10 protein-coding genes are annotated in these 12,640 nt (G+C 66.0%); 4 read left to right on the forward strand and 6 right to left on the reverse strand.

All coding sequences use genetic code 11. From position 1 onward, the window contains the following. Positions 1-160: 160 nt before the first annotated feature. A complete protein-coding gene (locus tag RCP80_RS21885) occupies positions 161-1,696 on the reverse strand; it encodes a hypothetical protein (RefSeq protein WP_308479673.1) in 1,536 nt (511 codons plus the stop codon). Then, positions 1,693-2,682, reverse strand: a complete 990-nt coding sequence (locus RCP80_RS21890; protein ID WP_308479674.1) for a hypothetical protein — start codon at positions 2,680-2,682, stop codon at positions 1,693-1,695. The genes RCP80_RS21885 and RCP80_RS21890 overlap by 4 nt, the downstream gene beginning before the upstream one ends. A gap of 123 nt (positions 2,683-2,805) precedes the next feature. On the opposite strand from RCP80_RS21890, the gene trmB reads away from it, so the two are divergent. The 3 genes from trmB to mmpL3 all read left to right on the forward strand — a co-directional run bounded on the left by trmB (position 2,806) and on the right by mmpL3 (position 7,444). After that, entirely contained in the window at positions 2,806-3,582 is a 777-nt protein-coding gene (gene trmB / locus RCP80_RS21895; RefSeq protein ID WP_373693391.1) for a tRNA (guanosine(46)-N7)-methyltransferase TrmB, read from the forward strand. A 43-nt stretch (positions 3,583-3,625) separates the two neighbouring features. Then, the gene (locus RCP80_RS21900; RefSeq protein WP_373693551.1) at positions 3,626-4,342 is read left to right on the forward strand and encodes an NYN domain-containing protein; all 717 of its coding nucleotides are present in this window, start codon (positions 3,626-3,628) and stop codon (positions 4,340-4,342) included. 105 nt (positions 4,343-4,447) lie between these two features. Beyond that, complete coding sequence (mmpL3, locus tag RCP80_RS21905) at positions 4,448-7,444, forward strand: trehalose monomycolate exporter MmpL3 (RefSeq protein WP_308479677.1); 2,997 nt, start codon at positions 4,448-4,450, stop codon at positions 7,442-7,444. 71 nt (positions 7,445-7,515) lie between these two features. Here the strand turns inward: mmpL3 and RCP80_RS21910 are convergent, their stop codons facing one another. The 4 genes from RCP80_RS21910 to RCP80_RS21925 form a co-directional block, all read right to left on the reverse strand. After that, positions 7,516-8,367 carry a fumarylacetoacetate hydrolase family protein gene (locus RCP80_RS21910; protein WP_308479678.1) on the reverse strand — a complete coding sequence of 284 codons (852 nt, stop codon included), beginning with the start codon at positions 8,365-8,367 and terminating at the stop codon, positions 7,516-7,518. A gap of 189 nt (positions 8,368-8,556) precedes the next feature. After that, positions 8,557-9,729 carry a DUF3500 domain-containing protein gene (locus RCP80_RS21915; protein ID WP_308479679.1) on the reverse strand — a complete coding sequence of 391 codons (1,173 nt, stop codon included), beginning with the start codon at positions 9,727-9,729 and terminating at the stop codon, positions 8,557-8,559. 301 nt (positions 9,730-10,030) lie between these two features. After that, a complete protein-coding gene (locus tag RCP80_RS21920; RefSeq protein ID WP_308479680.1) occupies positions 10,031-10,219 on the reverse strand; it encodes a ferredoxin in 189 nt (62 codons plus the stop codon). Further along, positions 10,219-11,421: a cytochrome P450 gene (locus tag RCP80_RS21925; protein ID WP_308479681.1), complete on the reverse strand. Its 1,203-nt coding sequence runs from the start codon at positions 11,419-11,421 to the stop codon at positions 10,219-10,221. Before RCP80_RS21925 ends, RCP80_RS21920 begins: the two co-directional genes overlap by 1 nt. 208 nt (positions 11,422-11,629) lie before the next feature. Between RCP80_RS21925 and RCP80_RS21930 the strand changes: the two genes are divergently transcribed. After that, on the forward strand, positions 11,630-12,631 hold the full coding sequence (locus RCP80_RS21930; protein ID WP_308479682.1) for a LysR family transcriptional regulator: 1,002 nt from the start codon (positions 11,630-11,632) through the stop codon (positions 12,629-12,631). The last annotated feature ends 9 nt before the right edge of the window (positions 12,632-12,640 follow it).

Consider the following 12,640-nt stretch of genomic DNA (forward strand, 5'->3'; position numbering starts at 1 on the left):
CCGCGACACAGCTGTGTCCGCTCTTTCGCCAGGTTCTGCTACCCCACCGCGGAATCCATGGCGTTCGCACCGCCCGGATCGGACCGGATCGCGCCGGTACGCCCGTGTGGCACCGGCCGGTATGCGGGCAGCGCGGTCGATGGCCGGACCGGCTCCGCGTTCAGTCGCTCGGGCCGGCTGGTTCGGCAATGACGTTTGCCGGGTCGACGGCGCCCTCAGCTAACGATCTACCGTTGCGTTCGGGCGCCGGATCCGGGTCGCCCAACTCCCCACGCACGGCCGACAGCGCCGCGCGCACGGCCGGTCCGGCCGCATCGCGGAGCACCTTGGCCTGGGTGCGGGCCGCCTCGTGCGCGCGCAGTTCGGCATCGATGCGCCGGAGACGCTCGGCGACCCTGGCCTGATCCGCCTCGGCCTGATGCGACAGCGCCGACGTCATCGACATCTCGGCGGCCAGCACCCGGGTGGCCACGGTCTGGTCCAGGGCCGCCCGCAGACCCGCGGTCCGTTCCCCGAGCCAGCGATCCAGCACCGCACGGTCGTGGAGCAGCGCGCGGGTGCTGACCATCCAGACCGCGACCGCCACCCCCAGCAGCAGACACCCGACCGCACCCAACGCCGTCAGACCGGGTGCGAGGTCGGCGAACAGACGACTCAGCGTCAACGCGATCCCCAACCCGAATCCGGCCCCCACCAACACCATCAGCCGGGTCTCGAGACCACGCGACTTCAATGGCGGCGGTCCCACCGTGGGCCGGGCCACCAGCGGCGTCGCCATCCCACCGGCGGTGCGATCGGCGGGTACGCCCAACTCGGCCGCCATCGCGGACAGGTGCTCGGTGATCCCGGCGTCCACCTCGTTGACGACGGTGGCCAACCGCTGCTCGGTATAGGCCAAGAACTCCGGGAGGCCCCGCCGGTGCACCCGCGCGGCGTCCTCCTGCAGTTCGGTGCGCACCGAGGTGCAGCGGTTGCGGGCGAAGTACGACAACTGCACGCGAGCCTGTTGAACCTGACTGCGCAGCGCGACCGCGCGCTCGGACCGGGTCACCCGCGCGGCACCGAGCACCTCGGCCCGCTCGGCCCGCAGGGCGCTCATCCGGATCTCGCGACCAGCGCCGTCCACCGCGATGTCGTACTGACGGGCGGTACCCACGAGACGGAATTCCCAGGCCCGCAGTCGGTTTCGACGCTCGATCGCGTCTTCGGCGAGCGCGGAATCCAGCGCCGCCAGCAGCTCCGCGTCACGCGGCCCGCCCAGGTCGGGTGCCGCGGCCACGGCCACCCACGGCACCTGCGCATACCGCGGCGCAAACGACGCGAGCGTTGCCCGATCGGCGTCGAGCACCTCGCGCCAGTTGCGGTGGGCGTCGATCTTCGACAGCGCGCAGATCACCACGTCCGTGTGCGCGGCGGCCATGTCCAGCACCGCGCAATCCGACGGGGTCAGGGGCGCCGCCGCGGACGCGACGAACACCACCGCCACCGGCACCTGCCCCGGCCCGAGGTCGTCGGCCTCGACGAACTCCACATCGGGGCGGCGCTCCCGCAGCAACGCCGCCACACTGCTGGTCCCGGCCAGCCACGGGCCGGTCACCAACACCGCGTCGCGGCGGCGCACCGCGGGCGGACGCACCTCCGGCGCCAGCGCGGCGACCATCCGGTCCACGGCCCGCACGGGGTCCGGTTCGGTCATCGCGGCGTCCCGCGCTCGAGCAACCGCAGCGAACCGCGGGCGATATCGAGTCCGCAGCCGCGGTGCAGCCCCGAGACGGGTCCGGCGGCATACCGGCGCCAGCGCAGGGCCGTGGGCAGCGGCGCATCGTCCGCCGGCGGCAGCCCGGCGACAGCCACCACCTCGAGCGCGGCGGCCATCCGGCCCAGCACCACGTCGTCGCCGGCGAGGAATTCGGCCGTCGAGGCATCCGTGATGGCCCGCAGCTCCAGTTCCTGGCACAGCGCCACCATTCGGCGGTAGCGCGCCGCGGCCCCGGCGAGTTCGACCGCGCTGCGCAGCTCATCGAGGCCGCCGGCGGCGGCGAACAGTGTGCGCAGCTGCGCCAGGGGGGTCTCGGGGTGGTCCCGCAGCTGCACCACGGCGTGCGCAATGCCGAACAGGTCGAGCGTCGCCACCAGCCGGCGGCGCGTGGCGGTCGGCAGCGGGTGGGCGGCGGCGACGAAGGCGTCGGCCGAGATCATCGGGGCCGGCGCGGTCACCAGCGTGCGCAGCGCCGCGAGCAGTTCGTCGTCGAGGCGCGCCGGGTCCGCGGCCGCCAGCGCGACCGGGGCGACGAGGGCGTGCGTCGGGACGCCGATGGCGGCGCTCAGCGCCGCGGCCTGCCGACGGGCCCGCTGCATCGGCCCGGCCGGGGCCAGCCCCACCAGATCGGCCTTGTTGAAGACGACGACGTCGGCCGGCTCGGCGGCCAGCGCGCGGCGGTCCTCGGGTTTGCAGACCTCGGCCACGACGTAGAGGCGCACCTCGGCGCCAGCGGACTCGCGGTAACCGGCGGCGCGCAGCGCGGCGGCCACGCTGGTGACGCCGACGCCGCGCCGGCCCCGCACCTCGATCCGCAGCGGCGCCGTCGTCGCATCCGCGAGCGCGGTCAACTCGGGATCGGCCCGCTGCGCTGCATAGCGCCCCAGCGCATCGGTGAAGATCTGCTGCCCCTGTCCGCTCATCTCTGGGTGCCATCGTGGCATCTGCGGGGTCCCTGCGCGAGCCACTCCCCGGCGCCTTGTGCACAGCGCGCAAGGCAACTGTTGGGTATCAATCCGTCCCACGATGCAGGCCCTCTTGCGCGCATGGGAGACGATATAGGGATGCGCGCGCAACCTGGAACCGATTCGGCGGAGCATTCCGTCGACCCGGGTGAACGGTCCGCGGCACCTCAGCACCGCCGGGTGACCAGCTTTCGCACCCGTCGTTCGACGTTGAGCGACCACCAGCACGCCACGTGGGAACGCCGGTGGCCGGAGCTCGGCCGGGTCGCCCGCTCGGGTGCTGACGGCGCCGAACCCGAACCGTTGGACACCGCCGCCTGGTTCGGCCGCAGCGCGCCGGTGGTGCTGGAGATCGGCTGCGGGACCGGCACCTCGACGTTGGCGATGGCCCAGGCCGAACCGGAGATCGACGTGGTGGCCGTCGAGGTCTACAAGCGGGGCCTGGCGCAGCTGCTCAGCGCGATCGACCGGGCGCAGGTCAGCAACATCAGGTTGATCCGCGGGGACGGCGTCGATGTGCTCGAGCACCTGTTCGGCCCGGACTCGCTGACCGGGGTGCGGGTCTTCTTCCCCGATCCGTGGCCCAAGGCGCGCCACCACAAGCGTCGGTTGCTGCAGCCGAGCACGGTCGCGCTGATCGCCGACCGGTTGCGGCCCGGCGGCATCCTGCACGCCGCGACCGATCACGCCGACTACGCCGAACAGATCGCCGAGGTCGGTGACGCCGAACCGCGCCTGCGCCGCATCTCGGCCGCCGCGGCGCTGCCCATTTCGGTGCAGCGGCCCACCACCAAGTACGAGTCGAAGGCGCATACCGCCGGCAGCGCGATCACCGAACTGCTGTGGGAGCGATCGTGACGATGACCGAACTGCTGTGGGAGCGATCGTGACGATGACCGACATGGATGCGGTTGCCCCCGCCGAGGACACCGACCCGGACCTGTTGGGCGTACCCAAAGATGACGATTCGGTGAACCCCGCCGCCGCGGTGCCGCTGTTGCGGGTGCTGCTGGTGTGGGATGCGCCCAACCTGGACATGGGGCTCGGCGCGATCCTGGGCGGCCGACCCACCGCCGCCTACCGGCCGCGCTTCGATGCGCTGGGACGCTGGCTGCTGGCCCGGACCGCGGAGGTCTCGGCCGAGCATCCGGGCCTGATCGTCGAGCCCGAGGCCACCGTGTTCACCAACATCGCCCCTGGCAGCGCCGATGTGGTGCGGCCGTGGGTGGAGGCGCTTCGTAACGTCGGCTTCGCCGTGTTCGCCAAACCGAAGGTCGACGACGACAGCGACGTCGACGGCGACATGTTGGCGCACATCGCGTTGCGGCGCTCCGAGGGCCTCGGGGCGCTGTTGGTCGCATCCGCCGATGGTCAGGCGTTTCGGCTGCCGCTGGAGCGAATCGCCGCCGAGGACGGCACCGACGTGCAGGTCCTCGGATTTCGCGAACATGCCAGCTGGGCGCTAGCGTCGGATACCTTGGAGTTCGTCGACCTGGAAGACATTCCTGGTGTCTTTCGGGAGCCGCTCCCGCGAATCGGCCTTGATTCGCTGCCGGAAGAGGGAGCGTGGCTGCAGCCGTTCAGGCCGTTGTCCTCGCTGCTTACGTCACGGACATGACTGCGACCCGTCCGGTGAGGGACAACTTCAGATACTTGAGAAACGTCACAACCAGTGCGCGCCGCGCGTGCACCTACAGACTTTAAAAGAGCGTTAGGAGCCTACGTGTTCGCCTGGTGGGGCCGAACGGTATTCAAGTACCGATTCATCGTCATCGCGGTCATGGTGTCGTTGTGTATCGGTGGCGGCATCTTTGGCATGAGCCTGGGTAACCACGTCACCCAAAGTGGTTTCTACGACGACGGCAGCGAATCGGTCCAGGCCTCGGTGCTGGCCGATGATGTCTACGGTCGCGACCGACTCAGCCACATCGTGGCCATCCTGGACGCGCCGGAAGGCAAGAAGGTCAACGACCCGGCCTGGTCCAAGAAGGTGGGCGAGGAGCTGGACAAGGTCGCCGAGGATCACCCCGACCAGGTGTTGATGTGGCGCGGGTATCTGACCGACCCGAGCCAGGACCCGTTGACGAGCCCGGCCGCCGAGATTTTCAACACCGAGGACGGCACCCGGACCTTCATCATCATGCCGCTCAAGGGCGACAACGACGATGAGATCCTCAACAACTACAAAGACCACGTCAAAGCGGACCTCGAGCAGGTCGACGACGGCAATATCGAACTGGCCGGCCTGCAGCCGCTGGCCAACGAGTTGACCGGGACGATCGCCGAGGACCAGAAGCGCGCCGAGGTGCTGGCGCTGCCGTTGGTGGCGGTGGTGTTGTTCTTCGTGTTCGGCGGGGTCATCGCGGCGTTCCTGCCCGCCATGGTGGGTGGTCTGGCCATTGCCGGGTCGATGGGCATCCTGATGCTGGTAGCCCAGTTCGGTCCGGTGCACTATTTCGCCCAGCCGGTGGTGACGCTGATCGGGTTGGGCATCGCGATCGACTACGGGTTGTTCGTGGTGAGCCGATTCCGAGAGGAACTCGCCGAGGGCTACAAGACCGAGGCCGCGGTGCGGCGCACGATGATGACCGCCGGGCGGACCGTGGTGTTCTCCGCGGTGCTGATCGTCGCGTCGCTGGCCGGTCTGCTGCTGTTCCCGCAGGGCTTCCTGAAGTCGCTGACCTATGCCGGCATGTCGTCGGTGATGCTCGCGGCGATCCTGTCCGTCACCGTGCTGCCGGCGATCCTGGCCATCCTGGGTCCCAACGTCGACGCGTTCGGCGTGCGCACGCTGTTGCGGGTGCCGTTCCTGCGCAACTGGGGCTTCTCCCGCGCGATCATCGAGTGGCTGGCCGAGAAGACCCAGAAGACCAAGACCCGCGAAGAGGTCGAGAAGGGATTCTGGGGCAAGCTGGCCAACCGGGTCATGAAGCGGCCCCTGCTGTTTGCCGTGCCGATCATCATCTTGATGATCCTGCTGATCGTCCCGCTCGGGAAGCTCGCGCTCGGCGGCATCAGCGAGAAGTACCTGCCGCCGGACAACCCGGTCCGGATGGCGCAGGAGGACTTCGACCGCACCTTCCCCGGCTTCCGCACCGAGCAGTTGACACTGGTCATCCAGAACGCGACGCCCGATCAGATCGAGCAGATCGCCACGCGCGCCGCGCAGATCCCCGGGTTCAGTTCCGATGAGTGGGCCGAGCGCGCGGTTGCGCCCGACGTCGACAATCCGAACGTCACCCAGGAGAAGACCGACCCGAACGTCACCGTGCTGCAGAACGGGCTCGAGGTACGCAACGACGCCGCCAAGAAGATGGAGGAGTTGCGGTCGATCTCGCTGCCCAAGGACGTCACGATGTGGGTGGGCGGGGTGCCTGCGCTGGAACAGGACTCGATCGCGTCGCTGTTCCACAAGCTGCCGCTGATGATCCTCATTTTGCTCAGCACGACGACGGTGTTGATGTTCTTGGTGTTCGGATCGGTGGTGTTGCCGATCAAGGCCGCGGTGATGAGCGCGCTCACGCTGGGGTCCACGCTGGGCATCTTGACGTGGATCTTCGTCGACGGGCACGGCTCGGGCATCCTGAACTTCACCCCAACGCCGTTGACGGCCCCGGTGATCGGGCTGATCATCGCCGTGGTCTACGGCTTGTGTACGGACTACGAGGTCTTCCTGGTGTCCCGAATGGTGGAGGCCCGCGAACGCGGGATGTCCACCACCGAGGCGATCCGGATAGGCACCGCCACCACCGGCCGGTTGATCACGGCGGCCGCCCTGGTGCTGGCCGTCGTGGCCGGTGCGTTCGTGTTCTCCGACCTGGTGATGATGAAGTACCTGGCCTTCGGTCTGCTGTTCGCCTTGTTGCTGGACGCCACGGTGATCCGGATGTTCCTGGTGCCCGCGGTGATGAAGATGCTCGGCGACGACTGCTGGTGGGCTCCGCGCTGGATGAAGCGCTGGCAGAACAAGATCGGGCTGGGCGAAATGCACCTGCCCGACGAGCGCAAGCACATGGTCAACCCCGAGCCCGAGGACGATCCCGCCCTCGTCGGGGCGGGAGCCTCGGTTCCCGACCGCCGGCCGCCGCACGATCCGACCCACCCGGCCGCCGAGGGTGCGACCCGGTCGCGGTCGGAGGCCCGCACCCGGGCGTTGCCGGAGGCCCCGAACGCCGGCACCAGCCGGATCCCGACCCCGCAGCATGGACCCGGTCCCGAGCCGAGCGCAGCCGAAAGTGAGGCGCCCACAACGCGTTTCGCTTCGGCACGCAATGCCATGCGCAACGCGGTGACCAGTGCCATCCACACCGGCGGTGCCGCGACCCAGCGGCAACCGCAGGCGCCTGCCGGGCCGACTCCGCCGCCGGCGACCGGTGAGCGGGAAATCGAATCGTGGCTGGGCGAGTTGCGCGGCCGGCCCGGAACCGCCGGCCAGCCACCGCAACCGTCGACACCGTCCACGGATCCGACCCGGGCGATGCCGCCGCGGGGGCGCGGTGAAGCGTCACCGACCGATGCCACCACCGCCATTCCGGTGCAACGGCCCGACGAGGACGAACCCGCCACGCGGGCGATCCCGGTGAGCAAGCCGCGACCGAGCGACACCGACGCGGCCACCCAGAAGCTCAACGCGCCCAGCGAGGACGACAAGAAGCCGCCGCGCCGTGGCGGCGGTCTCAGCGCGGCGGACCTGCTGCGTCGCGAGGGTCGCCAGCTCTAGACGCCGGCGGGTCGCCGGGACCGCTGGCGCTGGAGTGAGCAGCTCCGAGGCCCCGGGGAACCGCCACTCACTTAGGCCCCGATCGACTTCGAGGCAACCAAGCGTTGATCGAGCGTACCGATGTGCTCCACCCAGCTGCGTAGGTGTTCACCAACCCGCAGGAAACGGGGAGGCTTACGTGCGACGCCCACTCCCGAAGGCGTCCCGGTAAAAATGACATCGCCGGGGTAAAGGGTGACAAGCCCTGAGAGATAAGCGATTAGATCGGGTACGGGATAGATCATGAGCGAGGTCCTGCTGTCCTGAACCACCTCACCGTTGATCGCGCAACCGATGTGCAAATTGTTGCAGTCGGGCAGCTCGTCGGGCGTAACCAGGACCGCTCCCATCGGCGAGAACCCCGGCAGCGATTTGGCCAAGCTCCACTGTGGGCTGCCGCCGTGCATCTGTAGGGCACGCTCTGAGATATCTTGGCCAACAGTCAATCCAGCGACATAATCCCAACCGTGCTCGGCACTGACATTGCGAGCCGTCTTGCCGATCACCGCGACCAATTCGACCTCCCAGTCGACAGCTCCCGAAGGCAACTCCACCTCAGTGACCGGGCCGGAGAATGAGCTTATGTACTTCGTAAACACGATCGGTTTATCGGGCGCGGCCTCGCCGGCCTCTGCGGCATGCTCGCGATAGTTAAGACCGATCGCGAAGACCTGACGAGGAGCCGGCACAGGCGGGCCAGCCCTTTCGGGCTCAAACGGTTCGGTGGACTCAGTCACCGTCTCCGCCCATGCGCGGAGGCTCTCAAAATCCTCGTAGGCGGCTTGCGGATCAGCTGAGAACCTACTCCCACTTGCGTGTTCGACATCGACAGCGCCGGTGCCGATCAACAGCTTCAGCCGGCCGTCGATGTTGGCGATACGCATCCTGTTCACTCCCCGTTGGACGAGCAACGAATAAACAAATAACTAGAGGCCGATCGAAATGCGCGGCTGGTTCATCAGCCTGTACGCATCCGTTCCCACAAAATCAGATTACGCCACACACGGCATTATGCACAATGCGTAGAGGCTGAGAGTCGTTTCCGCCCCGGAATGGCTGGATGCCTACACGTGTCACGGGAAATGCGCGCGGTGGTGGCGTTCGTAGTGCTGGCGCAGGATATCTTTGCCGTAGTCGTTGCCGTTGGGTGTCCGCACGATGGTGTGGGTGTGAAACGGTTCGGCCTCGTCGTTGTCGAAGAAGATCCCGCCGTGATTATCGAATTCTATGAGTATCACCGGACTTTGGAGCCGATAGTAGAACGGCCCATCGCGGTCGTCGCCACCGATCCACGCGAACCAGGTGTCGGGTAGCCAACGCTCCACTTCCTTGGACTTCGCGCGCCGTGGTCCAATCGGGAGCCGACCGATATACGTCTCGACAACATTTTGCAGCTTCTTCATTTGGCTGGCTGACAGGTCACGCGCCGGCAGCCCGGTGTAGGGAATTAACCGGTTGTCGTGGCCCGCACCCGCTAGGTGACGTCCCTCGACCAGACCCGAAAGCTCGTGCGGCAGATTACGAGCGAGCATTGACCCGTGCAGCGTAGCCGTTTCCCGCTGGCGGTCAGACAGTCCGGCGAAGAAGGCGAAGCCTGTCTCGCGTTCGGCGGTCAACGCCTCGGTACCTTCATATGTTCCCGACTCGGCGAACCACGGCTCAGCCCCCATGAAAGTGGGGGTCAGCACCATCTGGCTGCCGACTATGACGCAGTTGATGTCGAGATGGTGGCCTGAGATCTGCCAACCCCAGGGCTCCGTGATGTGCGGATCGCCGAAGACAGTGAGGAAGTACATCCATTCGGTCAGTGTGTCTGCGTAGTCGGGGACAAGCTCTCCTAGAGTCCGGTTGAGCCGCATCACATCACGGGCCGTCTGATAGCCACGCCTGCTCAAACTCGCCGCCATCAACTGCATCGCTGCTTGCCGAGCCTCATCGCCCACATTCTGTAGGCACACTCCGCTCGGGTTCCAATCCGGGAAGGCGTTGGTCCACTTGCGCCATGCCGACGAGTCCAACGGCTGCAGGGCGTCGAGGCGGTCCCGCGCCGACACTGCAGCAAGGAACCTGCGAGCCGCAGCCACCGCGGGAGCGCAGTCGAAGCCGTTGTCCTCGAGCGAGTAGAGACCGGGTATCGCGTGTCCATCGGTGGTTATTCCCACCCAAGGCTCTTCGGCGTTGTCGACCACCGGCGGCAGCGAGTGATCGCCAATGAGTTGGGCTAGAGCTGTGAGGTCACCGGACACGTCCAGCCGTCCGTCACGGAGCGGAATCAACCCCGTCTGCCGAGGCAGGTAGTGCCGCAGACGGTTTCGTGGACCTGACGACGTTCGACGGGGATCAGGGCGACCGGCGTCGCCTTCGACCGGGTCCAAACTCATAATGCTGCGCCCTTCGTGATGGCGTGTTGTGAAACGACCCCGATCCGCGGGGTCGCCAGGAGCTTTCTGCGCGGCCATCTCGATGAATCAGCAATGGGCAGCCGAGCGCGAGGACGATCGTTGGACGTCGCCAACCAACCTGAGGACTTAGCGAATCGCCACGCCTCTATTGCAGGCGAAGGGCCGCAACCGGGCAAGCCAGCACCGCGCTTTCCAGGACTGCTTCATCGCCGTCCGAAACCTCGGTAGCAAGAACCGTCAAATTTCCATCGTCGTCGACCGAGAAGTAGTCGGGTGCGGTCGCCTCGCACATACCGTGACCTTCACAGCGATCGCGGTCCAGCTCAATTCTCATCAGTCCTCCCGACCCGTAAGGAGCACGGGGACTGATCTGACTCTTCTGATCAGCGGGCCTTCGCATTTCGTCCATCGGGCGCCCGGTGCCAGCGTCATATCGGGGTAGGCGTCGAGCAAGGCAGCCACCGCAGCGTGCGCCTCGAGACGTGCCAACGGCGCTCCGATGCAGGCATGAATTCCCCTTCCGAACGCAAGGTGTCCAGCTGCGCCGGGGCGATCGATTCGAAACGTTCTCGAATCGCCGCCCCATCTGCGCTCATCATGGTTAGCCGACTGGATATTGAGGTATATCTTCTTGCCCGCCGGGATTGGGCACGATGCGACGGTGACGTCTTCGACGACTGAGCGCACCATGAACTGAGCCGGGGAATCGCGGCGCAGCGACTCCTCGATGGCATTTGACAATATCGACCGGTCAGCCAGCACCTGCTCCCACAAGTCACGATGCTCGAGTAGCCGGTACAGCAGGTTTGCGATAAGTCCGCGAGTGGTGTCAGTCGCAGCGACCACCAGCTGCATAAGGTGCATGATGACTTCAAGGGTCGACATCTCCGCTTCATCGGTGCCGGCAAAGCAAAGGTTGTCCAACACGTCCTCATGGCGGTCATCGGGTCGTGCCCGCCGGTCCTCGACCAGTTGGCTCAAGTAGCCCGTCAACGCGCCGAACTCGGGAAGGTCTTCTGACCGTCCCGCGAGCCCGCTGACCAGAACGTCCGACCATTCTTGAACGTCGGTCCATGCGGACTGAGGAACACCGATCAGCGAGAACAGGACCGCGGCTGGGATGAAGTGGACGTAGTCCGCGTACAGATCCGCCCGGCCCGACGACGGCAGCGCATCAATCGCTCGGCCCACCACATCATCGACTCGAGGTGCCAATCTGCGTAACCGCGCAGGCGCAAGGTCTTTCAGGAGCCGCCGTCGAAGCACAGTGTGCCCCGGAGGATCAGCCATGGTGACCGCGATGACGGGAATAGTTCGGTCCTCGGCCGTGAGGGAGAAGTTTCCGCGGTTGGAGAAGTGAGCCGCGTCGTCGAAGACCTCCCGGACCGCCGCGTCCGTGTTGGCTGTGAAAAGGAAATCGTTGACCTGCCCTACCGGGCAAGCTGATCGGGACGCATGCATATAGTCATCGGGATCAGCGATACACTCCGGATCCAGGGGATCGAATAGCCGATGAGACTTGGACAATATCGCCACGACGTGTTACCTCTCAGAAGCTGAATCTGTGCTGTGCTCTCGAAATCAGTCGCGCACATTGGCAGAATAGGCTTGCGTCGCACATCAAGTGAAGCAATGTCTATCGATAGCAACTATCGGTTTCGTCAATGCAGTGGAGTGCAGCGGCGAGTTTTCCACGATGAGGGGTCCACCTTCTGACCCATCAAACGGCGTCTGGAGGCGAGAAGTGGTCGATCTCAATAACGTTGACCTCAATCTGCTGGTGGCTTTCGATGCCCTCATGACCGAGCGCAGTGTCACCCGGGCCGCCGATCGTCTACATATTGGCCAGTCCGCGATGAGTTCGACTCTCGGACGATTGCGCAAACTCCTCGATGACCCCATTCTGGTACGCGAAGGCCGCGGCATGATGTCTACTCCTCTGGCCGATACCCTGGTGGGCCCGGTCCGAGATGCCTTGTCAGGAATCGAAGCTGCGCTGTCTCATCATGGCTTCCACCCCGAGTCGGACCATCGGACGTTCTCGATTATCGCCACTGACCGAACAACACTCACATTCTTGGGGCCTCTCATCAACGGCATCGACACCGAAGCGCCCCATGTCCAGCTGGAGATCATGCCACCCACTGAGGACTACGCGGCGCGCCTGCACAGCGGACAGGCCGATGTGTTGATAATCCCGCGAGAAGTCTTCTCGGATCATCGCAACTTTCCCCACGAGGTGTTGTACCGCGACCGATTGGTGTGTGCAGTCGACAGCGCCAACACCGCGGTCGGTGACACCCTGACTGTTGAACAGTTCAATACAGCGCCATTTCTCGCAACCAATATCGTTGGCACTCCATCACTGTCGGAGATGCAGTTGGACTTTCTCGGCATCGGCCGCAACACCAGGGTCATCGCCGGCTTCGGCTTGGCCCACCTACTCATTCGCCGCGGTCCGTTCCTCGCGCTGATTCATGAGCGACTGGCACGAGCCCTCAACTTCGATGATGGACTCAGACTGCTGGAGCCGCCATTTGAACTTGCCCCGATCACGGAGATAATGGTGTGGTCGCCACGATCCGAGCGCGACCCGGCCAACAACTGGCTGCGCGAGCGACTACGCCGTTTGGCGGCAGATATGCCACCGTTGATTCACCCGTCAAAGGGATTCTCGGGCGTTCATCCCTCATCGCGCTCGAGGTCGACGCAGTCGCCCACCAGCGACGAAGCGAAGATCGTTTGAACACACCGC

Origin of the sequence: Mycolicibacterium sp. MU0053, from assembly GCF_963378095.1 — a bacterium.
Classification (GTDB): Bacteria; Actinomycetota; Actinomycetes; order Mycobacteriales; family Mycobacteriaceae; genus Mycobacterium; species Mycobacterium burgundiense.

Coding starts and splice junctions, on each gene's coding strand:
- RCP80_RS21885 (WP_308479673.1), bottom strand. CDS start 1,696: ATGACCGAACCGGACCCCGTGCGGGCCGTGGACCGGATGGTCGCCGCG.
- RCP80_RS21890 (WP_308479674.1), bottom strand. CDS start 2,682: ATGAGCGGACAGGGGCAGCAGATCTTCACCGATGCGCTGGGGCGCTAT.
- trmB (WP_373693391.1), top strand. CDS start 2,806: ATGGGAGACGATATAGGGATGCGCGCGCAACCTGGAACCGATTCGGCG.
- RCP80_RS21900 (WP_373693551.1), top strand. CDS start 3,626: ATGGATGCGGTTGCCCCCGCCGAGGACACCGACCCGGACCTGTTGGGC.
- RCP80_RS21910 (WP_308479678.1), bottom strand. CDS start 8,367: ATGCGTATCGCCAACATCGACGGCCGGCTGAAGCTGTTGATCGGCACC.
- RCP80_RS21920 (WP_308479680.1), bottom strand. CDS start 10,219: ATGAGAATTGAGCTGGACCGCGATCGCTGTGAAGGTCACGGTATGTGC.